The organism is Xanthomonas sp. NCPPB 1132 (assembly GCF_056629235.1).
The window spans coordinates 4,944,009-4,968,038 of record NZ_CM152819.1 but is presented as its reverse complement, the minus strand read 5'-3'; the positions used below and the strand labels follow the sequence as shown (position 1 = coordinate 4,968,038).

The window sequence follows — 24,030 nt, the reverse complement described above, 5'->3', positions numbered from 1 at the left end:
CGCCGAACGCGCTTACGGCTTCAGCGCCGCCAGTTGCGCGCGGTTGTCCTGCAGCCACTGTTCGAACGGCAGCGGTGCCTGCCCGGTCAGCGCCTGGTAGTCGCCGGTGACGGTGCCGACGCGGCCGGCGGCGGTGTTGGTGTCGAACGAGGCATAGATGCGCGCGACCGGCTCGGGCAGGCCTGCGCCGACCATGCCTTGCACCAGGCCTTCGACAGGTACCGGCACCACCTGGATCTGCACATCCAGCACCTGCGCGACCAGTGCGGCGATCTCGGCGGTGGTATAGGCGCGGGCGCCGCTGAGGGTGAGCGTGCGCTTGCCGTCGCCGCTGGCCAGGGCGACCGCGGCGGCGCGGGCCAGGTCGTCGCGGGCGATATGGGCGATGCCGCCATCGCCGGCCGCGCTGTACCACTGGCCCGAGGCCAGCACCGACGGCAGGCTCATGAACAGGTTCTCGAAGTACCAGTGGTTGCGCAGCACGGTCCAGGCGGGCAGGGCGCTGGCGGCCAGGGCGTCCTCGGTACCGGCGTGGTCGGTGGCCAGCAACAGTGGCGAGTCGTGCGGTTCCGGGCAGGAGGTGTAGACTAGGTGGCCGACGCCGGCGCGCTCGGCGGCGGCGATCGCGGCCTGGTGCTGCTGCAGGCGGTGGCCGGGGCGGTCCAGCGCGTCGGTGCTGATCAGCAGCACACGAGCGGCGCCGTGGAAAGCCGCGTCGAGCGAAGCGGCGTCGTCGAAATCGCCGTGGCGCACGTCCACGCCGCGTGCAGCCCAGGCCGCCAGGCGCTCGGGTTGGCGGGTCATCGCCACCACGCGCGATGGCGCGATCTGCAGGGTGTCGAGCAGGTGCGCGAGCACGCGCTGGCCGAAGTGGCCGCCGGCGCCGGTGACGAGCAGGGAATCGGAAGATGCGGACATGACAGGTCTCCTGAGGAAGGGCGGCGTCGCAGGACGCCATGGTCTGGAAAAGGAACCTGGTCTATCCTAGAGACCTTGGCCGACCTGTAAAGACGGCACTTTTTCAGCCCCTGCTTACCTCGAGGTAACCGCCATGGACATCGTCGTACCGCCGGCCGCCACCTGCGACCCGCTGATGAGCCAGCAACTGCAGGACTACCAGCGCGCCGGCATGGCCATCGACCAGTGCCCAGTGCGCGACGTCCTGGCGCAGATCGGCGACAAGTGGAGCACCTTGTTCGTGATGCTGCTTGCCGAGCGCCCGCACCGCTTCGGCGAACTGCGCCGCGCGGTGCCGGACATCTCCCAGCGCATGCTGACCCAGACGCTGCGCGATCTGCAGCGCGAAGGCCTGGTCGCACGCGAGGTGCTGCCGACCGTGCCGCCTGGGGTGGAATACCGGCTCACCCCGCTGGGCCAATCGCTGAGCGGGGTGCTGGCGCCGCTGGTGCGCTGGGCCGCCGATCACCATGCGCAGATCCGTGGCGCGCGCGCCGCGTTCGAGGCCGATGCGCCGGCGCGGGCGGCGGGCGCCGCGTACGGTTGACGCGTCCCGTAGGAGCGGCTTCAGCCGCGACGGGCTTTACCGAGAACGCCCGGTCGCCGCTGAAGCCGCTCCCACGGACATTCCCGCATCACCTGCATCACCAGCGACATCTCTCGCCCAGAAATACCCAAGGCCCCGAACGCCCGAACCCGTCAACCGCGGATCAGCTCTCCGCAACCACCCGGGCGCTGTAGTTGTCGCCATCGCGCTGCACCCGCACCGGTCCGCCGAACACCGCCGACAGTGGCGCATCGGCCAGCAGCTCCTCGCGCGTGCCGTCGGCGTACACCTGGCCCTCGCGCAGCAGGATCACCCGCGCGATCTCCGGCACGATCTCCTCGATGTGGTGGGTGACCAGCACCAGGGTGATGCCTTGCCGCGCGAGATCGCGCATCGTCGCCAGCAGGTGCTCGCGTGCGACCAGGTCAAGTCCGGTGCTGGGTTCGTCCAGCAACAACGCTTGCGGCCGATTGACCAGGGCGCGCGCGATCAGCACGCGTCGGGTCTCGCCGGCCGACAGTTCCGCATAGGGGCGCCGCAACAGCGGCAACGCGTGCGCCGCCTGCAGCGCCTCGCGCGCGCGGTCGCGCATAGCGTCGGTCACCTCGCGGTGCGGCGGCACCACATAGCTGGCGAAGAACCCGGACAGCACCGCACTTTCCACGTCCAGTCCTGGCATGTCGGCGAGATTGACGCTCAGGTCGCCGGTGACGATGCCTAACTGGCTGCGCAGCCGGTCGACCTGCCAGCGGCTCTGGCCGAGCACCCGCACCGCCGGTTCCTCGCCGGCGCGCGCCAGCGGATACAACTCGCGGGTGATGAGTTTGATGAACGAGGATTTGCCGCAGCCGTTCGGGCCGAGGATGGCGGTGTGCTGGCCGAGTGCGATGCGCAGGCTCAGCGCGTGCAACACGCGGACCTGCCCGCGGACGACGCTGGCGCGGTCGAGTTCGATCAACGGCGTTGCCGCTGGCACAGGGGTTGCTTGAGAAGAAACGACTGACATGGAACCGACACCGTTCTGTGATCGAAGGCGCTTGGCGGCTGAATACCATACGCGAGCGCCGGGTGAAGTTTGCGCCCGCAACCCCCATCATGTCGTCATCCCCTCACGCCGTCTTACGCTCTGGAGCTTCTGGCAATGTTCGACGCGATCCTCGACTTCCTCGGCAACGGCCTGCTCGGCGTCGGCTGGTGGGGCATGCTGGCCGTGCTGCTGTTGTTCACCCAGCTCACCATCTTCGCGGTGACGTTGTACCTGCACCGCAGCCAGGCGCACCGCGGCGTGGATTTCCATCCGCTGCTGTCGCACTTCTTCCGCTTCTGGACCTGGTTCACCACCTCGATGATCACCAAGGAGTGGGTGGCGATCCATCGCAAGCACCACGCCAAGGTGGAGACGGAGGAAGACCCGCACAGCCCGCAGACGAAGGGCATCGCCCGCGTGTTCTGGCGCGGCGTGGAGTTGTACCGCGAAGCGCGCACCCAGCGCGGCGACATCGAGCAGTACGGCAAGGGCGCGCCTGACGACTGGATCGAGCGGCACCTGTACACCCCGTACGCGAACCTGGGGCCGGTGGCGCTGTTCGTGGTCAACTTCGCGCTGTTCGGCCTGCCCGGCATCGCCCTGTGGGCGCTGCAGATGGCCTGGATCCCGTTCTGGGCCGCCGGCGTGATCAACGGCCTTGGCCACTGGTGGGGCTACCGCAACTTCGAATCCGCCGACACCTCGACTAATCTGACGCCGTGGGCGCTGTGGATCGGTGGCGAAGAGCTGCACAACAACCACCATGCCTTCCCGAGCTCGGCGCGCTTCTCGATGCGCCGTTGGGAACTGGACATCGGCTGGATCGCGATCCGCGCACTGGCGGCCCTGCGCCTGGCCAAGATCCTGCGCGTGGCTCCGACCCTGGACGTGCGCCCGAACATCGCCGTGCCCGACGCCGACACGTTGCGCGCGCTGCTGTCGCATCGCTTCCAGGCGATGACCGACTACCAGCGCAACGTGTTCAAGCCCGCGCTCAAGGAAGAAGCCGCCCAGGCCGGCGCCAAGCTGCGCAAGCTGCTGCCGCGGCGCCTGCGCAAGGGCCTGGTCGACGATGGCCGCTGGCTCAAGCCCGACGCGCGCGAACAGCTGCAGCGTTGGGTGGCCCAGCGCCCGCGCATGCGCACGCTGGTCGAGCACCGCGCACGCCTGGCGGCCTTGCTGGAAGCGCGCACCCACGACGCCAGCGAACGTCTCAAACACCTGCAGGCGTGGTGCCACGACGCCGAAGCCAGCGGCATCGCCGCGCTGCAGGCCTACGCCGCCAGGCTGAAGGGCTACGCCCTGGCATGAGCCGCGGCGCACTCCGTACGCCGCCACCCGAACGCCGCCTCGCGCGGCGTTCGTCGTTGATGGCCGGGCTGACGCTGGGCATCGCATGCGTCGCGACCGTGGCCGGCATCGATGTGCAGGCGCAGGCGATCGACAGCACCGCCAGCTATCTGCAGCGCATGGACCGCGACGGCGACGGCCGCGTCAGCCTGGACGAATACCTGGCCTGGATGAGCTACGCCTTCGACGCGCGCGACCTCGACCACGACGGCGTACTCAGCCCCGCCGAACTGCCCGGCGGCCGCGGTCCGCCGATTACCCGCGCGCAACACCTCGCCACCCTGACCGCCCGCTTCCGCAAGCAGGACACAAACGGCGACGGCTACCTCAGCGCACGGGAGTTGGCGGCGCCGCCGCAGTGACCACGCCTGTATCGCCACACGCGCAGCGCGCTCCGTCGCGCAGCGCGCGTGGTGTTTGCTCAACAATCCCCAGCTTCAGTGGAAGCGCACCTCGCGCCGGCTAAGCTTGTCCCCCTACCTGCAACATTCGACGAACCCATGCCCGAACTCCCCGAAGTCGAAACCACCCGGCGCGGCCTGGAGCCGCATCTGTCGGGGCGGCGCATCCATGGGGTGATCCTGCGGCGGCCGGATCTGCGTTGGCCGATTCCGCCGGAGGTGGCCGAGCGGTTGCCCGGGCAGCGCATCGAGGGCATTCGCCGGCGCGCAAAGTATCTGTTGCTGGACACCGCGGTCGGCAGCGCGCTGTTGCATCTGGGCATGTCCGGCAGCTTGCGCGTGCTGCCGGGCGACACGCCGCCGCGGGCGCACGACCACGTCGATATCAGTCTGGAAGACGGGCGCGTGCTGCGCTTCAACGATCCACGTCGGTTCGGTTGCCTGCTGTGGCAAGCGCCGGACGAGACCCATCCGCTGCTCGCCGAGCTGGGGCCGGAGCCGCTGTCCGATGCGTTCGACGGCGATCATCTGTTCCGGCTCAGCCGCGGCCGCACCGCGCCGGTCAAGACCTTCCTGATGGATCAGCGCATCGTGGTCGGGGTGGGCAACATCTACGCGGCCGAGAGTCTGTTCCAGGCCGGCATCAGTCCGCTGCGCGAGGCGGGCGAGGTCTCGCGCGCCCGCTACGCACGCCTGGCCGACGCGGCCAAGGCGATCCTGGGCTATGCGATCCAGCGCGGCGGCACGACGTTGCGCGATTTCATCAGCCCGGATGGGGCACCGGGTTACTTCGAGCAGGAACTGTCGGTCTACGGCCGCGAGGGCGAGGCCTGCAAGCGCTGCGGGCGCACGCTGCGCCACGCCAGCATCGGCCAGCGCGCCAGCGTCTGGTGCGGCCACTGCCAGCGTTGAGCGATGGTGGCGCTCGCCGTCGCGCGTCGATGAGGCAGCGGGCTCGGCGATCCGGCGTGCCTGCGCCCGTGGACTCCCTCGCACGGGCACCCTCACCGCCGCATGCGGCGCCGCTTGTCTATGATGGGCGTCCTTTTCCGTTTCGATCCCGGCCATGCAACGACGCGATTTCCTCAAGAACGCCGCCGCCGCCTTCGCCGCCATGGGCTTGCCGGCGATGCCGATGCTCGGCCAGGCGGCCCCCGCAGTGGGCCTGCGCCGCCTGGGCAAGCCGCAGCCGTTCGACTATGCCTGGCTCAAGGGCCACGCACGGGCCATGGCCAACGCGCCGTACCAGAGCCACAAGCGGGTGCTGCCGGCGCCGGTGGAGGGATTGACCTGGGACCAGTACCAGTCGATCCGCTATCGCCAGGACCACGCGCTTTGGGCGGCCGAGCAGGGTCCGAAGTTTCAGGCCAAGTTCTTCCACCTGGGCCTGTACTTCAAGACGCCGGTGCACATGTTCGACCTGGTCGACGGGCAGGCGCAGGAACTGGCCTACGACAGCGCGGCGTTCGATTACGGCAGCAGCGGGCTGAAGGGCAAGCCGCTGCCGAAGGAACTGGGCTTTGCCGGTTTCCGCCTCAACACCAAGCAGGACACCGAGCGCGACTTCGCCGCGTTCCTCGGCGCCAGCTATTTCCGTGCTGTCGGCAAGGAGGGCCAGTACGGCCAGTCGGCGCGCGGGTTGGCGATCGATACCGGCACCGGCGGCCCGGAGGAATTCCCGGACTTCATCGCCTACTGGCTGGAGCAGCCCAAGGCCGGCTCGGACACGGTGGTGGTGTACGCGCTGCTGGATTCGCCGAGCGTGGCCGGTGCCTACCGCTTCGCGATCACCAATGGCGACGTGCTGCTGATGGACATCGACAGTGCGCTGTATCCGCGCAAGACCATCGAGCGGCTGGGCCTGGGTCCGTGCACCAGCATGTACCAGGTGGGCGAGAACGACCGTCGCATGGACTGGGACTGGCGCCCGGAGATCCACGACACCGACGGCCTGGCGATGTGGACCGGCGGCGGCGAGTGGATCTGGCGGCCGCTGTGCAATCCGCCGCACCTGCGCTTCAACATGTTCGTCGACGAGAACCCGCGCGGTTTCGGCCTGCTGCAGCGCGACCGCAACTTCGACCATTACCAGGACGACGGCGTGTTCTACGAGAAGCGCCCGTGTCTGTGGGTGGAGCCGAAGCAGGGCTGGGGCAAGGGTTCGGTGCAACTGGTGGAGATCCCCACCGTCGACGAGACCTTCGACAACATCGTCGCGTTCTGGAATCCGCAGGACAAGCCGCAGCCGGGCCAGGAGCTGCTGTTCGGCTACCGCCTGTACTGGGGCGCGCAGGCGCCGGCGTCCTCGCCGCTGGCGCATTGCGTGGCCACGCGCACCGGCCTGGGCGGCGTGGTCGGGCAGAAGCGGCACTATTTCTCCTGGCGCTTCGCGGTGGATTTCGCCGGTGGCGAACTGGCCAAGCTGGGCAAGGAGAAGGACGCCAAGGTCGAGGCGGTGCTGCAGCTCAACCGCGGCCGCACCGAGATCGTCTCGGCGCGGCCGCTGCACGAGATCTCCGGCTACCGCGCGATGTTCGACGTAGTGCCGCCGGACGACGGCACCGAGCAGATCGACATCCGCCTGTACCTGCGCAGCGGCGAGCGCCCGCTCACCGAGACCTGGCTGTACCAGTGGACGCCGCCGCCGGCGGCCGAGCGCAAGCTGTATTGAGCGCAACCGCGCGCGGTGCTTGCCGGCATCGCGCGCGTGCTTGGATCGGGCATTGCGCTCGCATTTCAGTCCTGGCGCAGCCGGGTGTGCGAGCGTGGTGCGCATCGCGCGTCGCGGCTGAAGCCGCCCCTACAAGGATGCGCGTTCCCGGCAATGTGTTGCTTTGGGAGGGACTTCAGCGTCGACGCGGAAATGGCTCCGCGTTCAGTGCTTGTCGGGCTCCTGCGGCGGCGTTGGCGGCGCGCCTTCCGTGCTGATGTCCTCGACATCGCCGATGTCGACCCGGCCCGGGGTGCGGCCGTCCCACACCTGGTCCTGCAGCTTCCAGTACGCACTCGGCTCCCAGAACTGCTTGGCATAGAACACTTCCGGATCGATGCTGCCGCCGCGCGGGCCGTTGATCGACAGCGGATCGGATGCGCCGGAGTGGCCGAGCAGACCGCCGGTGCTGCGCATCGCCTCGCGTCGCAGGACCGCTTCCTGGCGCGGCTTGGCGACCTGGTTGCCGTACTCGACGAGCCCTTCCGATACCGGTGGCCGGCGCGATTCCACGCATGCTACCCGGCGCGATCCACAAACTGATGGCGCAGACACGGCGTCGGCCACGGCGCGTCAGTGGTACATCCGGGTTACAGCGGCAAGGCGATCTGCAGCGGATCGATGCGGCCTTCGCCGCGCATGATCTTCTTGAACTCGGGGCGGCTGACCGACACGTAGCGCTCGTTGCCGCCGATCTCCACCTGCGGGCCGTCCTGCACCGCATGGCCGTTCTCGTCCACGCGCACGGTCATCGTCGCCTTGCTGCCGGTGTGGCAGATGGTCTTGATCTCCTGCAGTTCGTCGGCCCAGGCCAGCAGGTACTGGCTGCCCTCGAACAGCTCGCCGCGGAAATCGGTGCGCAGGCCGTAGCACAGCACCGGGATGCGTAGCCGGTCGACCACTTCGCTGAGTTGCCAGACCTGGGCGCGGCTGAGGAACTGCGCCTCGTCCACCAGCACGCAATGCAGCGGCCCGTGGCTGGCGATGTCGGCCTCGAGGGTGGCCAGCAGATCGGTCTCGGCGACGAACGGCGTGCCGTCGGCGCGCAGGCCGATGCGCGAGGCGACCACGCCGCTGCCGGCACGGTGGTCCAGCCGCGGCGTCAGGATCGCCGTGCGCATGCCGCGCTCGCGGTAGTTGTGCGCCGACTGCAGCAGCGTGGTGGTCTTGCCGGCGTTCATCGCCGAATAGTAGAAATACAGTTTCGCCATGCCGCCGATTCTAGCGCGGCGGCCGCGCGCCCCGGCCGGCCTGCGCTTGGCGAACCGGTTCAGCGCAGGGGGGACGTCGGGGACGTCGCCGCTGGCGGGCGCCCGGTACACTAGGCGGCCAAGGGAAGTCTTCATGCACGGTCTCAATCCTCCCCAACGCGCCGCGGTCCTGCATTGCGAGGGTCCGTTGCTGGTGCTGGCCGGCGCCGGCAGCGGCAAGACCCGCGTGATCGTGGAAAAGATCGCGCACCTGATCGCCAGCGGCCGCTACCCGGCCAAGCGCATCGCCGCGATCACCTTCACCAACAAGTCGGCCAAGGAAATGCGCGAGCGCGTGGCCAAGCGCATCCGCAGCGAGGCCGCCGACGGCCTGACCATCTGCACCTTCCACGCCCTGGGGCTGAAGTTCCTGCAGATCGAACACGCCGCGGTGGGCCTGAAGCGCGGCTTCTCGATCTTCGACGCCGACGATGCCGCCGCGCAGATCAAGGACCTGATGCCCGGCGCCAAGCCCGATGCCATCGAGGACGCCAAGAACCTGATCTCGCGCGCCAAGAACGCCGGGCTGTCGCCGGAACAGGCGATGGCGGCCGCGCGCAGCAACCGCGAGCAGGAAGCGGCCAGCCTGTACGAGCGCTACCAGGCGCGGCTGAGCACCTTCAACGCGGTGGACTTCGACGACCTGATCCGCCTGCCGGTGCAGGTGCTGGAGGAGAACGAGGACATCGTGATGGCCTGGCGCGAACGCATCGGCTACCTGCTGGTGGACGAGAGCCAGGACACCAACGATGCGCAGTACCGCCTGCTGAAGATGCTGGCCGGCCCGCGCGGCAACTTCACCTGCGTGGGCGACGACGACCAGAGCATCTACGCCTGGCGCGGCGCCAACCCGGAAAACCTGATGCAGATGGGCCGCGACTACCCGGCCCTGCAGATCATCAAGCTGGAGCAGAACTACCGCTGCTCCAACCGCGTGCTGCGCGCGGCCAACGCCCTGATCGCGCACAACCCGCACGAGCACCTGAAGACGCTGTGGAGCGACCAGGCCGACGGCGAGCGCATCCGCGTGTGGGAGTGCCGCGACAGCGAACACGAGGCGGAGAAGGTCGCCGCCGAGATTGCCTACCTGGGCACCGCCAAGCAGGTGCCGTGGAGCGACTTCTGCATCCTGTTCCGCGGCAACTTCCAATCGCGGCCGCTGGAAAAGGCGCTGCAGATGGCCAGCGTGCCGTACCACATCACCGGCGGCACCGCGTTCCTGGAGCGGCAGGAGGTCAAGGACGTGCTGTCCTGGCTGCGCCTGCTGGTCAATCCCGACGACGATGCGGCGTTCCTGCGCGCGGTGCAGGCGCCCAAGCGCGAGGTCGGCGCGACCTCGCTGGCCAAGCTGGCCGAACTGGCCTCGGCCAAGCACCTGCCGATGTCGCGCGCGGCCGAGTCGGTGGGCGCGCTGCAGCAGTTGCCGCCGCGCGCGGCCAACGGCCTGAGCGACTTCGTCGATATCCTGCACGAACTGCGAGCGGCCTCGACCACGCTGTCCTCGGCCGACGTGGTGCGTCAGCTGGCCGAGCAGTCCGGGCTGATCCGCGAACTGCGCAGCCAGTGCAAGGACGAAGCGAGTTTCCAGCGCCGCCGCGGCAACCTGGAGGAACTGGCCAAGTGGTTCGAGGGCGGCCCACGCGGCGCCACCGTCGGCGACCTGGCCGCGCAACTGGCGCTGCTGTCGCGCAACGACAAGGACGACGGCGGCAACCAGGTGCGGATGATGACCATGCACGCCTCCAAGGGTCTGGAGTTCCGCTATGTGTTCATCGTCGGCTGCGAGGACGGCGTGCTGCCGCACGAGGTCAGCCTGGAAGAGGGCAACCTGCAGGAAGAGCGGCGCCTGCTGTACGTGGGCATCACCCGCGCCAAGGAGCAGCTGTGGATGAGCTACAGCAAGCTCACCCGCAAGTTCGGCGAGCACATCCGGCTCAAGCCCAGCCGCTTCTTCGACGAGATCCCGGCCGAGGAAATGCAGCGCGACGGCGCCGACCCGGTGGCCGACGCGGCGCGCAAGAAGGAGCGCGCCAATGCGGGGTTGGCGGCGATCCAGGCGTTGTTTGATTGAAGGCGGGGATTGGGGAGTTGGTATTGGGGATTGGGTGCGTCGCGGCGGTGTGCGGTGCGTTGCGGGTATTGAGGCTTGGGTTAGTGCGTGTAGTGCGTGGACTTGCGCTGTTCCTTCTCCACCGGGAGAAGGTGTCCCGAAGGGGCGGATGAGGGTGCGGGCGAAGCCTCGTGCACTCACACTCCGTGGGTCGCTTCGCGCCGGACCCTCACCCCAACCCCTCCCGGAGGGAGAGGGGCTAGTCGGCTGCTCCTTCTCCCTGTGGGAGAAGGTGCCCCGTAGGGGCGGATGAGGGTCGGGCGCAGCCTCGTGTACTGACACTGCGTGAGTCGCTTCGCACCGGACCCTCACCCCAACCCCTCTCCCGAGGGGAGAGAGGCTTAGTGCGGGCGCTTGCACACGCTTGTTGTAAAGTCAGCAAGCAACGCAGCAGCAAGGGTTGGGGACAGCAAGGGAGTGTGTTGTGGGAGGGACTTCAGTCCCGACGCATTGTGGTGCGCCGAAGCCATTGGCGCCGTGCATTTCCGCAAGGAGGCTACCCGCAAAACGAGAACGGGCCGCGCGAGGCGGCCCGTCTCCGGTTCGATACTTCTGCTGCTTACGCTGACAGGTGCTCGATCGCAGCGACGCTGCCGAGGCGGTCGCCCAGGCGCTTGAGCAGGGCCAGGCGGTTGCGGCGCAGCGCCGGGTCGTCGGCGTTGACCATCACGCCGTCGAAAAACGCGTCCACCTGCTGGCGCAGCCGCGCCAGGAAGTTCAACACGGTGACGTAGTCATGCTGGCGCAGCGCGCCGTCGGTCTCGGCGATCGCTGCTTCCACCGCTTCGGCCAGCGCGCGCTCGGCCGGCTCGCGCAGCAGGCCCGCATCGACCTGCGCCGGAATCTCGCCTTCGGCCTTGCGCAGGATGTTGCGGATGCGCTTGTTGGCCGCGGCCAGCGCCTCGGCCTCCGGCAATGCGGCGAAGGTGCCGATCGCGTCGATGCGGCGGTCGAAGTCGTACAAAGAGGCTGGCTTCAGTTCTGCGACCGCATTGAACTGCGTCGCCGGCACGCCCTTGTCGGCGTAGTAGCCGCGCAGGCGGTCGAGGATGAAGTCGAAGATCTCCTCGACCTGCTCCAGCGAAACCGTGCCCACCTGATGTTGTCCGGGTGCAGTCTCAGCACCTTCGCGCTTCGCCTCTGCTGCTGCATCCAGCTTCTTCAGCAGGGCGGAACGCCGAATTGCCTCCATCGCCTGGGTCGCAGCGGTCGATAGGAGCTTCTTCAGATCAACATCAAACCCACTCTCAATCACCGTCCGCGCCAACCCCAGCGCATTGCGCCGCAGCGCGAATGGATCCTTGTTGCCGGTCGGCTTCAACCCCGCGGCGAACCCGCCGGCCAGCGTGTCCAGGCGTTCGGCGATCGCCAACACCTTGCCCAGCGGCGACAGCGCGATGTCGTCGCCGGCGAAGCGCGGCTGGTAGGCCTCGTCGATCGCCAGGGCGATCTCGCTGGGTTCGCCGGCGGCGACGGCGTAGTGGCGGCCGGCGATGCCCTGCAGTTCCGGGAACTCGTTGACCATGCGCGATTGCAGGTCGTTCTTGCTGAGCTCAGCGGCACGGCGCGCCTGCGCCGGGTCCACGCCCACTTGTGCGGCGATCGCCTCGGCCAGCGTGGCCACGCGCTGCACCTTGTCGGCGATGCTGCCGAGCTTGGCCTGGTAGGTGACGCTGGCCAGGCCGGCGCCCATCGCCTCCAGGCCCTGCTTGAGGTCTTCGTCGAAGAAGAACTTGGCGTCGGCGAAGCGCGGGCGGATCACCCGCTCGTAGCCCTTGGCCACTTCGGCGACGTCGCGCGAGACGATGTTGGCGATGCCGATGAAGTGTTCGGTGAGCTTGCCGCCGCCGTCCAGCACGGGGAAGAACTTCTGGTTGCTCTCCATGGTCTCGATCAGCGCTTCCTGCGGCACCGCCAGGAACGCCGGCTCGAACCTGCACAGCACCGCCGACGGCCATTCGACCAGGTTCACCACCTGCTCCAGGTTGTCCTCGGCGATGCGCGCGCTGCCGCCGGCGTCGCGCGCGGCCTGTTCGACCTCGGCGACGATGCGCGCGCGGCGCACGTCCGGGTCCACCAGCACCTGCGCGGCCTGCACCGCGGCCACGTAGTCGCCCGGCTGCGCCAGCGGCACCGGTGCGTCGTGCAGAAAGCGGTGGCCGCGGCTGTCGCGGCCGGCCTCCACGCCGAACAGCGGCATGGGCACCACCTCGCTGCCGAACAGCAGCACCAGCCACTGCACCGGCCGGGCGAAACCGTAGTCGTGGTCGCCCCAGCGCATCGGCTTGGGGATCGGCATCGCCGCGATCGCTTCGCGCAGGATCTCCGGCAGCAGCGTGGCGGTGCGCGCGCCCGGGTTCACCGCGCGGTGCACGAAGCGCTCGCCCTTGGCGTCGCTGGTGCGCTCCAGCGCGGTCCAGTCGATCCCGGCCTTGGCGGCGAAGCCCTGCAGCGCCTTGGTTGGCTGGCCGTCCGCATCCAGCGCGATGTTGAGGTAGGGGCCGAGCACTTCCGCGCGCTGCTCCGGCTGCTCGACGGCCACGCCCGGCAGCAGCACCGCCAGCCGGCGCGGCGTGGACAACGGCTTGGCGTCGCCACGCTCGACCGCGATGCCGCGCTTCTCCAGCCCGGCGATCACACCGTCGAACAGCGCCTGGGCCAGGCCCGGCAATGCCTTGACCGGCAGTTCCTCGGTGCCCAGTTCGATCAGCAGGGGATGCATGCTCATATCACGTCCTTCCGGGTCGCCAGCAGGTCGCTGCGCCCAATCGATTTGTCTTTAGGCTTGCCGCGGCTATCGCGGTCGTCGCCGTTGATCGCCAGCAGCCACAATCCGGCCACCGGCAGCAGGAAGCAGCCGAACAGGAACCAGCCGAAGGCGCTGCGCCCGCGCTGCTGCGCCCACCAGGCGCAGAAGTAGCCGAACGCCACCGGCGCCGACCACAGCAGGCCGAGCACCACGAACAGTTCCCGATCAGGCCGCATCGGCCGTGCCTCAGCGCTTCACGCCGGGGAAACCCAGCTTCTCGCGCTGCGCGTAGTAGGCCTTGGCCACCGCCTGCGCCAGCGCACGCACGCGCAGGATGTATCGCTGGCGCTCGGTCACCGAGATCGCGCGGCGTGCGTCGAGCAGGTTGAAGGCGTGGCTGGCCTTGGTCACCTGTTCGTAGGCCGGCAGCGGCAGGCCGACCTCGACCAGCGCCTGCGCTTCCTGCTCGCACGCGTCAAAACGGTGGAACAGTTCGGCCACGTTGGCGTGCTCGAAGTTGTACGCGCTCTGCTCAACTTCGTTCTGGTGGTAGACGTCGCCGTAGGTGACCGGCGTGCCATCGGGGCCGTAGGTCCACACCAGGTCGTAGACGTTGTCGCAGTTCTGCAGGTACATGCACAGCCGCTCGAGACCGTAGGTGATCTCGCCCAGCACCGGCTTGCACTCCAGGCCGCCAGCCTGCTGGAAGTAGGTGAACTGGGTGACTTCCATGCCGTTGAGCCACACCTCCCAGCCCAGGCCCCAGGCGCCGAGCGTCGGCGATTCCCAGTTGTCCTCGACGAAGCGCAGGTCGTGCACCAGCGGATCGATGCCCAGTGCCTTGAGCGAATCCAGGTACAGCTGCTGAATGTTGTCCGGGTTCGGCTTCATCGCCACCTGGTACTGGTAGTAGCGCTGCAGGCGGTTCGGGTTCTCGCCGTAGCGGCCGTCGGTGGGACGGCGGCTCGGCTGCACGTAGGCCGCGTTCCACGGCTCCGGCCCGAGCGCGCGCAGGAACGTGGCCGGATGGAAGGTGCCGGCGCCCACTTCCAGGTCCAACGGTTGGATCAGCACGCAGCCGTGCTGCGCCCAGAACTGGTTGAGGGTCTGGATCAGACCCTGGAACGTGATCGGAACGGACCGGGAAACGGACATCTCGCAGGGGGCCGGTTGAGGGGTGCGCTAGTATAGCGACCGACTCGCGGGGACTTCCGCGCACCGGACCTGGACCATGGATTCGCGCCCTGCCGCGCCGCCCGCGTCGTCGCCCGCCGAGCCCACCGTGGCCTTGCCGCCGGGCCGGTTGAGCTTCGAGCGCGTGGCCGCCGCGCTGCTCGCCGACGGCCTGGTCGCACCGGCCGAACGCGGCCGCGTGCAGTTCTCGGCGCAGACCGCGCGCACCGCCAGCGACGTGCATCCGCTGGTGCTGCTGTCCAACCTGAAACTGGCCGCCACCCGCCCGCCGGGCAGCGAACTGAGCCTGGAACGGCTGACCGAATGGCTGGCGCAGCGCTGCGGCCTGCGCTACCTGCGCATCGATCCGACCCGGGTCGACGTGGCCGCGGTCACCGGCGTGGTCTCGCACGCCTACGCGCGCCGCCACCGCATCCTGCCGCTGGCCCTGCAGCCCGAGCGCCTGCTGGTGGCGACCAGCGAACCGCTGGCGCTGGACTGGCTCGGCGACGTGCAGCACCTGGCGCGGCGCCGCATCGAGGTCGTGGTGGTCAACCCGCTGGACCTGCATCGCTACACGATGGAGTTCTTCGGCGTGACCCGCTCGGTGCGCGGCGCCAAGGACGGGCGCACCGAGCAGAGCAGCGGCCTGCCCAGCTTCGAGCAACTGGTGGAACTGGGCCGCGGCGGCGACGTCAACGCCGACGACCACCACATCGTGCACATCGTCGACTGGCTGCTGCAGTACGCCTACGAACAGCGCGCCAGCGACATCCATCTGGAGCCGCGGCGCGAGGCCGGGCGCATGCGCTTCCGCATCGACGGCGTGCTGCACAAGGTGCTGGAAGTGCCGCCGGCGGTGATGACCGCCATCGTCAGCCGCATCAAGGTGCTCGGGCGCATGGACCTGGCCGAGCGGCGCCGCCCGCAGGACGGGCGCATCAAGACCCGCTCGCCGGGCGGGCGCGAAACCGAGATGCGCCTGTCGACCATGCCTACCGCCTTCGGCGAGAAGTGCGTGATGCGCATCTTCGACCCGGACGCCGCGTTCAAGAGCGTGGACCAGCTCGGTTTCAGCCCGCAGGAAGCGGCCGGCTGGAACGCGCTGGTGGAGCGCCCGCACGGCATCGTGCTGGTCACCGGCCCCACCGGCTCGGGCAAGACCACCACGCTGTACTCCACGCTCAAGCGCCTGGCCACGCCGGACGTGAACGTGTGCAGCGTGGAGGACCCGATCGAGATGATCGCCACCGAGTTCAACCAGATGCAGGTGCAGGCCAACATCGACCTGGACTTCGCCAGCGGCGTGCGCACCCTGCTGCGGCAGGACCCGGACATCATCATGATCGGCGAGATCCGCGACCTGGAAACCGCGCAGATGGCGGTGCAGGCCTCGCTGACCGGCCACCTGGTGCTATCGACCCTGCACACCAACGACGCGCCCTCCGCGATCACCCGCCTGCTCGACCTGGGCGTGCCGCACTACCTGGTCGCCTCCACCCTCAACGGCGTGCTGGCGCAGCGCCTGGTGCGCACCCTGTGCGGCCACTGCAAGCGTCCGCACACGCTGGAGCCGCACGAGTGGGACGCGTTGCGCGAGCCGGGCGAGGCCTTGCCCGAGCCGCTGCAACCCTACGCTCCGGTCGGCTGCCTGGAGTGCCGCCGCACCGGCTACCTGGGCCGGGTCGGCCTGTACGAGCTGCTGCCGGTGACGCCGCGCCTGCGCACCCTGATCCGCGCCGACATGGACCTGGCCGGCTTCAGCCGCGCGGCCCAGGACGAGGGCGTGCGCACGCTGCGCCGCGCCGGCCTGGAAAAGGTGGCCGCCGGGCTGACCACCATCGAGGAAGTGCTGTCGGTGCTGCCGCCGCGGGAGTGAGGGGCGGGAGGCGTGGTTGGCGTTGGCTTTTCGTGCGGCGGCTGGCCCACCGCTGTCGCGTGCGGGGGCATCTCACCCGGATGCGCTTCTGCCAATCCCCGATCCCAGCGCTCCCATCCGGGCTCCATCATCGCGATCGCTGGCGCACTGGTAGGAGTCAACTGTCATGCACCTGCGATGACAGGAGGAGCGTACGGGGCCTGATCGCGCGCGATGGCATTGAGCCAGCGCAGGAACTTGTGCATGCAGGCGACGATGGCGACCTTGGCCGGCTTGCCCGCTGCGCGCAGACGTGCGTAGGTGTTGGCCAAGGGGGATTTGGCGCGGATGCTGGCCCAGGTGGCCATGTACAGCACGCGCCGCACGTCGGCACGTCCGCCTTTGATGCGGCGCTGGCCTTTCCAGCAGCCGCTGTCGTGATTGAACGGGGCCAGCCCGACCAGGGCAGCGAGCTTGCGTGGCGGCAGCGTGCCCAGCTCTGGCAGCCGCGCGGCCAGAACCGCGCGCAGGATCGTGCCGAGCCCAGGCACCTTGGGTAGGCTCGAGCAGGTCTTGCCCTGCTGCCCGATCTCCTGCGTCAACGTCTGGATCTGCTGGTTCAGCAGGGCGATCACCTCTCGGCAGCGGTGTTGCACCTTGGCGCTGGTGATGTGCTCCAGGCGCCGCCGATGGGCATCACGCTGGCTCACCAGGGTGGCACGCAGGTCCAGCAGTTCGCGAAGAGACTGCTGGTGCTCAGGTACCACGGGCGTGGGCATGGTCGGGATGTGCTGGGCGGCGATGGCCAGCAGGCGCGCGTCCAGGGCATCGGTCTTGGCATGCAGGCCCAAGGCCTGGGCGAGCTTGCGCGGACGATCGGCGGCCATCCGCACTGCCGGCAGGTTTGCCTCTCGGAGCACCTGCAGCACGGCATGTTCGTAGCCGCCACTGGCTTCCAGCACGATCCGCTCGCAGCCCAGCTCCGCCAGGCGTTGGGCCAGCGCGCGTTGCCCCTGTGGCGTATTGGGTTGGGTCCAGGCCTGCTCGTCCGGCAGGACATGAATGACCAGTTCGGCCTTGGATACATCGATCCCGACATGGCGCCGCATAGACGTTCTCCGCAGTAGACTCAGGGACGAGAGCGCTCCTGCCGATGCCCATGCTTGTGGAGTTCGAGCTCGTCACTCGGGCAACTGTTCGGGCTTATCAGGCAGGAGAACCGGAGTGCGGCGGCGCTGACTCCTACTCGTGCTTGCTGGCACTGCGGCTAAACGGCCTGCCGCACTCCGCTCTCACCTGCAACGATAGACCCTTATTTGACACAAGCGGCTTCAGCCGCGACCAGGCGTTCCCGGGAACGTCCCGTCGCGGCTGAAGCCGCTCCTACGTGGCCACGGCGCGTCCCGCCAGGCCGCACCACGGCACTGACGCGCGCCGCCTCGCGTCGGACGAGGATGCCGGTCGCGGCGCCATGATACGTGCCGGGCTAGTTCTTCCCGGCGAGCGGCGTGAGGCCGCTATCGGCGATCGCCTTGGCGGCGGCCGGGGACGCCAGGTAATCCAGCAGCGCTTGCGCCGCCTGCGGCTGGGTGCTGGCGGTGGCGACGGCGCCGGAATACAGCGTCATCTGCTGTGCCTGCTGCGGGATCAGGCCGACGATGGCGATGCCCCGGACCGGCTTGAGTTCGCTCAGCTGCTGGAAGCCGAGTTGCGCCTCGCCGCGCGCCACCACCGCGCCGACCGGCTCGGCGGGAATCATCCGCGCCTTGGCGGCGAAACCGTCGCCGAGCCGCATCCGCGGGAACAGCGTGCGCGACAGATAGACGCCGCTGGCGCTATCCGAATAGGCCACCGAGCGGCTATCCAGCAAGGTCTTGCGGAAGGCGTCCATGGTGGAGATGTCCGGCTTGGGCGCGCCCTGCTTGACCGCCATGGCGATGTAGGACTCGCCCAGGTCCACGCGGCTGGCGGGGCGCGCCTGGCCGCTGGCAACGAGCTTGTCGAGCGCCGCGCCGACCATCAGCAGCGCGTCCGCCGGCTCGTGGCGGGCGAGGCGATTGGGGATCGCCTGCGGGGTGTCGCCCATCGACGGCGCCGCTTCGATGTGCAGCCTTACCCCCGTGGCCCGCTCGTAGTCGGGCGCGACGGCGCGGATCGCGCCCATGATGCCGCCGGAACTGAGGACGGTCAGCGTCGTGGGCTGGGCGCGAGGGCTGGTCGGCAGCGGCGCCGCGTCCGAGGATACGGACGCGAGCAGCAGCGCGGCCAGGGTCAGTGGAATCAGGGAACGGCGCATCGCACACCTGCAGGGGGGAAAGAGCGACAGCCTGCGCGCTCGGCGCTGAAGCGTATGGGAAGCCGCCGCCGGCGTGCCGGAACCTGGTCGCATGCCGTGCCAGATCGCCCGCGCGTCACTGCGGTGGCGCCATCCCGCGGGCTTTAGGCACCGCGGCCGCATCCCCTTGCTCGCAGTTATATGCTTATGCCATCCGCAGCACCGGCGCTTGGAAAAAGCCGCGCGCTGCCGTCTAGAATCCCACCATGCCGTTCGCTTCTCCCGTCCGTCGCCGTGCTGCGCCCTTCCTGATCCTCGAAACCGGCGAACCGGTGGCGACGATGCGGCGCTACGGACGCTTCCCGCACTGGATCCGCGTCGCTGCCGGCCTGGCCGAGCACGACACGGTGGTGGCCAATGTCGCCGCCGGGGAGTCGTTGCCGGCGCGGGACGACTTCGCCGGGGTGATCGTCACCGGCTCGGCGGCGTTCGTCACCGACCGCGCCGACTGGAGCGAGCGCTCGGCCGACTGGTTGCGCGCGGCCGCCGAGGACGGCACGCCGCTGCTGGGCATCTGCTACGGCCACCAGCTGCTGGCGCAGGCGCTGGGCGGGGAGGTGGCCTACAACCCGGCCGGGCGCGAATCGGGCACGGTGCATATCGAACTGTATCCGCCGGCGGCCGAAGATCCGCTGTTCGCCGGTTTGCCGGCGCGCTTCCCCGCGCATGCCACGCATCTGCAGACGGTGCTGCGCGCACCGGCCGGCGCCACGGTGCTGGCCCGCTCGGCGCAGGACCAGTGCCACGCGTTCCGCTGGGGCGAGGCGACCTGGGGCCTGCAGTTCCATCCGGAGTTCGCCACCCACCACATGCGCGGCTACGTGCAGGCGCGCGCGGACTGTCTACGCAGCGCCGGACGCTGCGCCCGTACCATCGCCCGCGAGGTCAGCGCCGCACCGCTGGCACGCAAACTGTTGCGGCGCTTCGTTCAGCACGCACGCGGGCAGCACAGCAGCGGCCAGGCAAAACCGCGATAATCTGTGCAGTCGCCGCGCTGTACGGCGTCCCCCACTTCGGATTGGCAATGATCGAGATTCGCAAGCTGCCGGCCTCGGCTGGCGCGGAATGGCTGTTGGGCGGCGTGGCCCTGCTGCGACGGGCGCCGTGGGCGCTGGGCCGGCTGGGGGTGATCTGGGGCCTGGCGACACTGCTTGCGGTGTTCCTCAGCGCGCTCCATCCGACCCTGGGCATGCTGGCGCAACTGCTGATGGGCCTGGCTGGGCCGTTGCTGTTCGGCGGGCTGGTGTGGGCCGCGCGCGAGGTCGACCAGGGCCGCAGTGCCGAGCCGGCGCACCTGTTGCAGGGCCTGCATGGCAATCGCGCGCCGAACCTGCTGGTGGCGCTGCTGCCGCAGGTGGCGGTCGGGTTGGCGCTGGCGCTCCTGGCCGTGGTGGTGATCGGCCCAAGCGGACTGCAGCAGCTGAACACGGTGATCGACAAGTTCAACGAAATAGGCCAGTCCGGCGTGCAACCGGATCCACAGCAGGTGGAGCAACTCGTGGCCACCTTGCCGGCGCTGCGCATCCTGCTGTGGCTGATGCTGGTGGCGGTCGGCGTCGTGGCGGTGGCGCTGACCCTGTTCCTGTTCGCCCCCCAGGTGATGTTCGACGGTCGCAACGGCATCGTCGCGATCGGCCTGGGTCTGCGCGCCTGCCTGCACAATCTGCCGGCGCTGCTGGTGTTCTTCGTGCTCGCCTTCCTGGCCATGTTCGCGTTCTACTTCGCACTGACCGTGGTGATGCTGGTGCTGCAGCTGCTGGTCGGCACCACGATGGCGGCGCTGATCGCGCAGGTGCTGCTGATGGCGGTACTGCCCCCAGCGATCGCCGGCATCGTGTACGTGGCCTGGAAACAGATGTTCGTGCACGCCGGCGATGCCGCAGCCGTCGCGCCGCCAGCGAATGTCATCGAAGCCTGATCGCGGCTGACTCAGCGGCGGCCGCTGCCGTCGCTGGGCGTGCCCTGGGCCGCCCGCGGCATCGCCTGCAGTTCGTCGATCACCCGCCTGGGTGCGCGCAGGCGGATCTGCACGGGGAACGATTCGTACACCACGACGCCCTCCACCACGCCTTGTTCCTTCAGTTCCATGACCCGGGCCAGCACCGGGTCCGGGGATTGCGCGCTGCCGATGATCAGCGCGGATTCCAGCGGCTCGCGATTGGCGGCCGGCCCACTGCCCAGGCTGCAGCCCGCCAGCAGTAGCAGCGTCGCGGCAGGCACTCGTCTCATCTCCACCTCCTTCTGCTCGCGGGTTCGGCCAACACCGTGGTGCGCAGTCGCCCGCTGCACCACGGCGGTATCACGCAGGATCGTCACCGTGCGCGCGTCACGGGTTGTCGGCGATCCAGTTCTGCAGCGTGTTGAAGACGGTACTGGTCAGCCGCGTCCCGCAGTTCTGGCTCGACGAGCCGGTGGTGTGGACGCCGCGGACGACGTAGCCGCTGTCGTAGATGCCGCTCCCGCTGTTGCCGCCGCTGGTGTCGATGGTGTAGCAGAGCCGGTAGGAGCCGCTGGTGGAGACGCCCCCGGACGCACTCCACATCGTTCCGAACGGCTTGTCGCCCGGATATCCGGTGATGGTATGGGTGCCTCCCGAGTAGGTGCCCCAGCCCGCATTGCCGCCATGGGGCGCCGTGCTCAGGACAATCAGCGCGTAGTCGTAGTTGCTGTCGCCGTTGTTGAGCCACGCCGTCGTGGTGATGGCACGCGCCCACGTCGCCGTTCCCCACGGCTGGTAGCTGCCGTTCTGGGCCACGGTGAAGTCGAGGCTGGAGTACCAATTGCCGGCGCCGTCGGACACGCAGTGGCCGGCGGTCAGGACGTGCTTGGGTCCGATCAGCGTTCCGGTGCAGCCGATGCCGATGCGCCCGATGTGCCAGTACGGCGCGACGGTGGTGGTTGTCACCTGCACCCGCTCGTCGGTGCCGATCACCACGTTGGGGACGGCGCGGCCGTCACCGTGGTCGGTGGGACGCAGCGGCGGCGTGCCGGGCACGGAGTCCGGCAGGCGGCCGAGCAGTTCCATCGCCTTGATCGCCTCTTCGAACAGTGCCACGTCCTCCGCGCTTGCCGGCGACGCGTACTGGTCGCCATTGCGGGTGACCATCACCGCGCTCAGGCCGGCGGCCTTCCGTTGCGGGCTCTGCAGGCGCGTGTCCGTCGGGGGTGCGGTTTCCGCGGACACGCCGGTCACCAGATTGTCGCCGTTGATGAACTTCGCTTTCCCGCTCAGTTTCTGGAACGATGGCGTAGCCGCGACCGCCGCGGTCGCCGCTGTCGATACCAGCAAGGTAAATCCCAGTGCAGCCAGACGTTTCATGACGTGCTCCTTGGTCATTGGGATACTGCTTCATTGCGAGAGAAGCCGGGTCGACGCGACCTCCTGCGCGCGCCCGGCCTGCCCGTCCGCCAGGGACCGGGGGATGGCGGCGTGGACGTACGCACCGCCACGAATACGGTCTTCCATGACCGTGTCGGCAGGGCCGGGATGCGGCCTGGTGCCGATGCTCCTGTAATCCGATGTGGCTCCGACGCCGTGTACGCGGATCGCGCGATCCGGCGTCGGCCACAAGCCGACAACACACTTTGCTCTGACTCAGCTGCAGCGTTGGCGAAATGTCAGGGAGTGGCGCACCGCAACGAGGTCAGCGCCGCGCCGTGGAAGCGCATCGCACCGCTGAATCCGCAGATCACGTCGTCGCGCAAGCGACAGCACTCGCGCATGGGCGATCAGCATGCGCGCAAGGGAATGGTCTTGGTCGTGTGTCCCGGCAGTCAGTCGCACGCGTCACCTTCCTTGGCGTATTCGCGGCCCCCAGGGGGCATCCGTTGCGGTGTGTCCGGAACGACGGCGTTCAGTCGACCGTGGGAACTTTTATACGTCACGCGCCGGGGCGTTGCCGTAATTCGCATCCCAGATCACCGCAAGCGATCGCGCGGTCTACCGCCGCATTCGCTTACTGCGTCCGCGCCTGACTCGACACCAGCCAGCTCGACGCCAGAATGCCCAACTCGTACAGCAGGCACATCGGGATCGCCAGCATCAGTTGCGAGACCACGTCCGGCGGGGTCAGCACCGCGGCCAGCACGAAGATGCCGACCACCGCGTAGCCGCGGCCCTCGCGCAGTTGCTGCGGGGTCACCCAGCCGAGCAGGGCCAGGATCACCAGGGCGACCGGCAACTCGAAGCTGGCGCCGAAGGCGAAGAAGATCGCCAGGACGAAGTCCAGGTAGGCGCCGGCATCGGGGGTGAGCTGGATCACGTCCGGCTTGAACGTGGTCAGGAAGTGGAACACCGTCGGCAACACCAGGAAGTAGGCGAAGCCGCAGCCGAGGTAGAACAGCACCACCGCCGAGGCCAGCAGCGGCAGCGCCAGGCGCTTCTCGCGCTGGTACAGGCCGGGGGCGACGAAGGCCCAGGCCTGGTACAGCAGCCACGGTGCGGACACGAACAGCGCCAGGAAGAACGCCAGCTTCAGCGGGGCGACGACCGCGCCGGCCGGGTGCGTGGCGATCACGCTCTGGCCCACCGGCAACTGCGCCAGCATCGGCTCGGCCAGCCAGGAGTACAAGCGCTTGGAGAAGGGCAGCAGCGCCACCACCACCACGCCCAGGCCGATCAGCGCGCGCATCAGCCGCGCGCGCAGTTCGATCAGGTGTTCGATCAGGCTGCTTTCGGCTTCGACGTTCATCGCGGCGCCTCCGGGTCATCGGAGAGCGGCTGGCCGGGCTGCGCGGTCGCGGCCGTGGGCGTCGGATGCGGTGCGGCCGCACCGCGCGCGGCGGCTGGCACGGCGGACGCGGCGGGCGCGACCGCGGGTGGCGGCGTCGGCAGGGAGGTGGCCGTGTCGGCAGTGTGCGGCATCGAGAGATCGGCGGTGTCGGCGGCGGCTGCCGGCGCGACCGTCGACGCGGCGTCGGCAGGCGCCACCGGAGGATTCGGATCGATCTCGCGGCGCAGCGCCTCGGTCTGCCGCTGCAGCTCCTGGCCGCTGTCGCGCAGTTCGGTTTCGGCCTGGCGCAGGGAACTCTGCACATCGTGCAGGCTGCGCTTGAGTTCCTCGGCTTCCAGTTCGCGTTCCAGTTCGTGCTTCACCGAGTCCCATTGCGCGCGGGCGCGGCGCACCCACAACCCGGCGAAGCGCGCCGCCTTGGGCAGGCGTTCGGGCCCCAGCACCACCAGGGCCACCACCGCGATCACCAGCAGTTCGCTGAATCCGATATCGAACACGCCGGCGGGGTCCCGTCAGTGCGCGTCGCGGTCGCGTTCGGCCTGGGTCTGGCGGGACGGCTCGCTGCTGCTGCGCGTCTCGTCGCCGAGCTGGCCGGCGGGCTTGTCGTCGTCGCGCATGCCTTTCTTGAATTCCTTGACCGCGTTGCCCAGATCCTTGGCGCCGCTCGTCAGCCGCTTGGTGCCGAACACCAGCAGCACGATCACCAGCACGACCAGCCAGTGCCAGATGCTAAGACTGCCCATGATCCGCTCGCAGAAAAGTCGTAAGGAACCCGCAGGATAACGCACCGCGCCGCGCCGCGTTACCTTTCCCTGCCATGCAGGCGTGCC

General features: G+C 69.0%; 23 protein-coding genes. 9 read left to right on the top strand and 14 right to left on the bottom strand.

Annotated elements, in window-relative coordinates:
- Positions 1 to 12: 12 nt before the first annotated feature.
- The gene (locus tag AC1G9L_RS21305) at positions 13 to 918 is read right to left on the bottom strand and encodes an NAD(P)H-binding protein (RefSeq protein WP_481069903.1); all 906 of its coding nucleotides are present in this window, start codon (positions 916 to 918) and stop codon (positions 13 to 15) included.
- Positions 919 to 1,093: 175 nt separating this feature from the next.
- On the opposite strand from AC1G9L_RS21305, the gene AC1G9L_RS21300 reads away from it, so the two are divergent.
- Positions 1,094 to 1,504 carry a winged helix-turn-helix transcriptional regulator gene (locus tag AC1G9L_RS21300; RefSeq protein WP_481071214.1) on the top strand — a complete coding sequence of 137 codons (411 nt, stop codon included), beginning with the start codon at positions 1,094 to 1,096 and terminating at the stop codon, positions 1,502 to 1,504.
- Positions 1,505 to 1,667: 163 nt separating this feature from the next.
- Here the strand turns inward: AC1G9L_RS21300 and AC1G9L_RS21295 are convergent, their stop codons facing one another.
- Positions 1,668 to 2,510 carry an ABC transporter ATP-binding protein gene (locus tag AC1G9L_RS21295; RefSeq protein WP_481069902.1) on the bottom strand — a complete coding sequence of 281 codons (843 nt, stop codon included), beginning with the start codon at positions 2,508 to 2,510 and terminating at the stop codon, positions 1,668 to 1,670.
- Positions 2,511 to 2,645: 135 nt separating this feature from the next.
- Between AC1G9L_RS21295 and AC1G9L_RS21290 the strand changes: the two genes are divergently transcribed.
- The 4 genes from AC1G9L_RS21290 to AC1G9L_RS21275 all read left to right on the top strand — a co-directional run bounded on the left by AC1G9L_RS21290 (position 2,646) and on the right by AC1G9L_RS21275 (position 6,953).
- Positions 2,646 to 3,842, top strand: coding sequence for a DesA family fatty acid desaturase (locus AC1G9L_RS21290; RefSeq protein ID WP_019799644.1), 1,197 nt, complete (start codon positions 2,646 to 2,648; stop codon positions 3,840 to 3,842).
- Between the two features lie 59 nt (positions 3,843 to 3,901).
- On the top strand, positions 3,902 to 4,243 hold the full coding sequence (locus AC1G9L_RS21285; protein WP_010340798.1) for an EF-hand domain-containing protein: 342 nt from the start codon (positions 3,902 to 3,904) through the stop codon (positions 4,241 to 4,243).
- Positions 4,244 to 4,381: 138 nt separating this feature from the next.
- Complete coding sequence (gene mutM / locus AC1G9L_RS21280; RefSeq protein WP_019799645.1) at positions 4,382 to 5,194, top strand: bifunctional DNA-formamidopyrimidine glycosylase/DNA-(apurinic or apyrimidinic site) lyase; 813 nt, start codon at positions 4,382 to 4,384, stop codon at positions 5,192 to 5,194.
- 154 nt (positions 5,195 to 5,348) lie between these two features.
- A complete protein-coding gene (locus AC1G9L_RS21275; protein WP_019799646.1) occupies positions 5,349 to 6,953 on the top strand; it encodes an OpgD/OpgG family glucan biosynthesis protein in 1,605 nt (534 codons plus the stop codon).
- Between the two features lie 204 nt (positions 6,954 to 7,157).
- Here the strand turns inward: AC1G9L_RS21275 and AC1G9L_RS21270 are convergent, their stop codons facing one another.
- Both AC1G9L_RS21270 and AC1G9L_RS21265 read right to left on the bottom strand, forming a co-directional pair.
- Positions 7,158 to 7,505, bottom strand: coding sequence for a hypothetical protein (locus tag AC1G9L_RS21270; protein WP_019799647.1), 348 nt, complete (start codon positions 7,503 to 7,505; stop codon positions 7,158 to 7,160).
- 77 nt (positions 7,506 to 7,582) lie between these two features.
- Positions 7,583 to 8,203 carry a thymidine kinase gene (locus AC1G9L_RS21265; protein WP_019799648.1) on the bottom strand — a complete coding sequence of 207 codons (621 nt, stop codon included), beginning with the start codon at positions 8,201 to 8,203 and terminating at the stop codon, positions 7,583 to 7,585.
- Positions 8,204 to 8,336: 133 nt separating this feature from the next.
- On the opposite strand from AC1G9L_RS21265, the gene rep reads away from it, so the two are divergent.
- Positions 8,337 to 10,313, top strand: coding sequence for a DNA helicase Rep (rep, locus tag AC1G9L_RS21260; RefSeq protein ID WP_010340793.1), 1,977 nt, complete (start codon positions 8,337 to 8,339; stop codon positions 10,311 to 10,313).
- 598 nt (positions 10,314 to 10,911) lie between these two features.
- Here the strand turns inward: rep and glyS are convergent.
- The 3 genes from glyS to glyQ are packed head-to-tail and all read right to left on the bottom strand — an operon-like array spanning position 10,912 to position 14,256.
- A complete protein-coding gene (gene glyS, locus AC1G9L_RS21255; RefSeq protein WP_481071212.1) occupies positions 10,912 to 13,074 on the bottom strand; it encodes a glycine--tRNA ligase subunit beta in 2,163 nt (720 codons plus the stop codon).
- Positions 13,075 to 13,076: 2 nt separating this feature from the next.
- Positions 13,077 to 13,337, bottom strand: coding sequence for a hypothetical protein (locus AC1G9L_RS21250; RefSeq protein ID WP_019801179.1), 261 nt, complete (start codon positions 13,335 to 13,337; stop codon positions 13,077 to 13,079).
- A 10-nt stretch (positions 13,338 to 13,347) separates the two neighbouring features.
- Entirely contained in the window at positions 13,348 to 14,256 is a 909-nt protein-coding gene (gene glyQ, locus AC1G9L_RS21245; RefSeq protein WP_019801178.1) for a glycine--tRNA ligase subunit alpha, read from the bottom strand.
- A 76-nt stretch (positions 14,257 to 14,332) separates the two neighbouring features.
- On the opposite strand from glyQ, the gene AC1G9L_RS21240 reads away from it, so the two are divergent.
- A complete protein-coding gene (locus tag AC1G9L_RS21240) occupies positions 14,333 to 16,153 on the top strand; it encodes a GspE/PulE family protein (RefSeq protein WP_481069901.1) in 1,821 nt (606 codons plus the stop codon).
- Between the two features lie 164 nt (positions 16,154 to 16,317).
- On the opposite strand, the gene AC1G9L_RS21235 is transcribed toward AC1G9L_RS21240, so the two are convergent.
- Both AC1G9L_RS21235 and AC1G9L_RS21230 read right to left on the bottom strand, forming a co-directional pair.
- Positions 16,318 to 17,241 carry an IS110 family RNA-guided transposase gene (locus AC1G9L_RS21235; protein ID WP_481069900.1) on the bottom strand — a complete coding sequence of 308 codons (924 nt, stop codon included), beginning with the start codon at positions 17,239 to 17,241 and terminating at the stop codon, positions 16,318 to 16,320.
- Positions 17,242 to 17,618: 377 nt separating this feature from the next.
- Positions 17,619 to 18,428 carry a substrate-binding domain-containing protein gene (locus AC1G9L_RS21230; RefSeq protein ID WP_019800341.1) on the bottom strand — a complete coding sequence of 270 codons (810 nt, stop codon included), beginning with the start codon at positions 18,426 to 18,428 and terminating at the stop codon, positions 17,619 to 17,621.
- A gap of 245 nt (positions 18,429 to 18,673) precedes the next feature.
- Here AC1G9L_RS21230 and AC1G9L_RS21225 point away from each other — a divergent pair, with 245 nt between their 5' ends.
- Both AC1G9L_RS21225 and AC1G9L_RS21220 read left to right on the top strand, forming a co-directional pair.
- Positions 18,674 to 19,444 carry a glutamine amidotransferase gene (locus tag AC1G9L_RS21225; protein ID WP_019800342.1) on the top strand — a complete coding sequence of 257 codons (771 nt, stop codon included), beginning with the start codon at positions 18,674 to 18,676 and terminating at the stop codon, positions 19,442 to 19,444.
- 47 nt (positions 19,445 to 19,491) lie between these two features.
- Positions 19,492 to 20,385, top strand: coding sequence for a BPSS1780 family membrane protein (locus AC1G9L_RS21220; RefSeq protein ID WP_019800343.1), 894 nt, complete (start codon positions 19,492 to 19,494; stop codon positions 20,383 to 20,385).
- A gap of 11 nt (positions 20,386 to 20,396) precedes the next feature.
- Here the strand turns inward: AC1G9L_RS21220 and AC1G9L_RS21215 are convergent, their stop codons facing one another.
- From AC1G9L_RS21215 to tatA, 5 genes are all read right to left on the bottom strand, one after another.
- Positions 20,397 to 20,696, bottom strand: coding sequence for a hypothetical protein (locus AC1G9L_RS21215; RefSeq protein ID WP_481069899.1), 300 nt, complete (start codon positions 20,694 to 20,696; stop codon positions 20,397 to 20,399).
- 97 nt (positions 20,697 to 20,793) lie between these two features.
- Positions 20,794 to 21,786, bottom strand: coding sequence for a trypsin-like serine peptidase (locus tag AC1G9L_RS21210; protein WP_481069898.1), 993 nt, complete (start codon positions 21,784 to 21,786; stop codon positions 20,794 to 20,796).
- 637 nt (positions 21,787 to 22,423) lie between these two features.
- Positions 22,424 to 23,158, bottom strand: a complete 735-nt coding sequence (tatC, locus tag AC1G9L_RS21205; RefSeq protein ID WP_019800347.1) for a twin-arginine translocase subunit TatC — start codon at positions 23,156 to 23,158, stop codon at positions 22,424 to 22,426.
- A complete protein-coding gene (gene tatB / locus AC1G9L_RS21200; protein WP_481069897.1) occupies positions 23,155 to 23,697 on the bottom strand; it encodes a Sec-independent protein translocase protein TatB in 543 nt (180 codons plus the stop codon). Before tatB ends, tatC begins: the two co-directional genes overlap by 4 nt.
- Before the next feature lie 15 nt (positions 23,698 to 23,712).
- The gene (gene tatA, locus AC1G9L_RS21195; RefSeq protein WP_010340619.1) at positions 23,713 to 23,943 is read right to left on the bottom strand and encodes a Sec-independent protein translocase subunit TatA; all 231 of its coding nucleotides are present in this window, start codon (positions 23,941 to 23,943) and stop codon (positions 23,713 to 23,715) included.
- Between the last annotated feature and the right edge of the window lie 87 nt (positions 23,944 to 24,030).

Coding starts and splice junctions, on each gene's coding strand:
- AC1G9L_RS21305 (WP_481069903.1), bottom strand. CDS start 918: ATGTCCGCATCTTCCGATTCCCTGCTCGTCACCGGCGCCGGCGGCCAC.
- AC1G9L_RS21300 (WP_481071214.1), top strand. CDS start 1,094: ATGAGCCAGCAACTGCAGGACTACCAGCGCGCCGGCATGGCCATCGAC.
- AC1G9L_RS21295 (WP_481069902.1), bottom strand. CDS start 2,510: ATGTCAGTCGTTTCTTCTCAAGCAACCCCTGTGCCAGCGGCAACGCCG.
- AC1G9L_RS21290 (WP_019799644.1), top strand. CDS start 2,646: ATGTTCGACGCGATCCTCGACTTCCTCGGCAACGGCCTGCTCGGCGTC.
- AC1G9L_RS21285 (WP_010340798.1), top strand. CDS start 3,902: ATGGCCGGGCTGACGCTGGGCATCGCATGCGTCGCGACCGTGGCCGGC.
- mutM (WP_019799645.1), top strand. CDS start 4,382: ATGCCCGAACTCCCCGAAGTCGAAACCACCCGGCGCGGCCTGGAGCCG.
- AC1G9L_RS21275 (WP_019799646.1), top strand. CDS start 5,349: ATGCAACGACGCGATTTCCTCAAGAACGCCGCCGCCGCCTTCGCCGCC.
- AC1G9L_RS21265 (WP_019799648.1), bottom strand. CDS start 8,203: ATGGCGAAACTGTATTTCTACTATTCGGCGATGAACGCCGGCAAGACC.
- rep (WP_010340793.1), top strand. CDS start 8,337: ATGCACGGTCTCAATCCTCCCCAACGCGCCGCGGTCCTGCATTGCGAG.
- glyS (WP_481071212.1), bottom strand. CDS start 13,074: ATGCATCCCCTGCTGATCGAACTGGGCACCGAGGAACTGCCGGTCAAG.
- AC1G9L_RS21250 (WP_019801179.1), bottom strand. CDS start 13,337: ATGCGGCCTGATCGGGAACTGTTCGTGGTGCTCGGCCTGCTGTGGTCG.
- glyQ (WP_019801178.1), bottom strand. CDS start 14,256: ATGTCCGTTTCCCGGTCCGTTCCGATCACGTTCCAGGGTCTGATCCAG.
- AC1G9L_RS21240 (WP_481069901.1), top strand. CDS start 14,333: ATGGATTCGCGCCCTGCCGCGCCGCCCGCGTCGTCGCCCGCCGAGCCC.
- AC1G9L_RS21235 (WP_481069900.1), bottom strand. CDS start 17,241: ATGCGGCGCCATGTCGGGATCGATGTATCCAAGGCCGAACTGGTCATT.
- AC1G9L_RS21230 (WP_019800341.1), bottom strand. CDS start 18,428: ATGCGCCGTTCCCTGATTCCACTGACCCTGGCCGCGCTGCTGCTCGCG.
- AC1G9L_RS21225 (WP_019800342.1), top strand. CDS start 18,674: ATGCCGTTCGCTTCTCCCGTCCGTCGCCGTGCTGCGCCCTTCCTGATC.
- AC1G9L_RS21220 (WP_019800343.1), top strand. CDS start 19,492: ATGATCGAGATTCGCAAGCTGCCGGCCTCGGCTGGCGCGGAATGGCTG.
- AC1G9L_RS21215 (WP_481069899.1), bottom strand. CDS start 20,696: ATGAGACGAGTGCCTGCCGCGACGCTGCTACTGCTGGCGGGCTGCAGC.
- AC1G9L_RS21210 (WP_481069898.1), bottom strand. CDS start 21,786: ATGAAACGTCTGGCTGCACTGGGATTTACCTTGCTGGTATCGACAGCG.
- tatC (WP_019800347.1), bottom strand. CDS start 23,158: ATGAACGTCGAAGCCGAAAGCAGCCTGATCGAACACCTGATCGAACTG.
- tatA (WP_010340619.1), bottom strand. CDS start 23,943: ATGGGCAGTCTTAGCATCTGGCACTGGCTGGTCGTGCTGGTGATCGTG.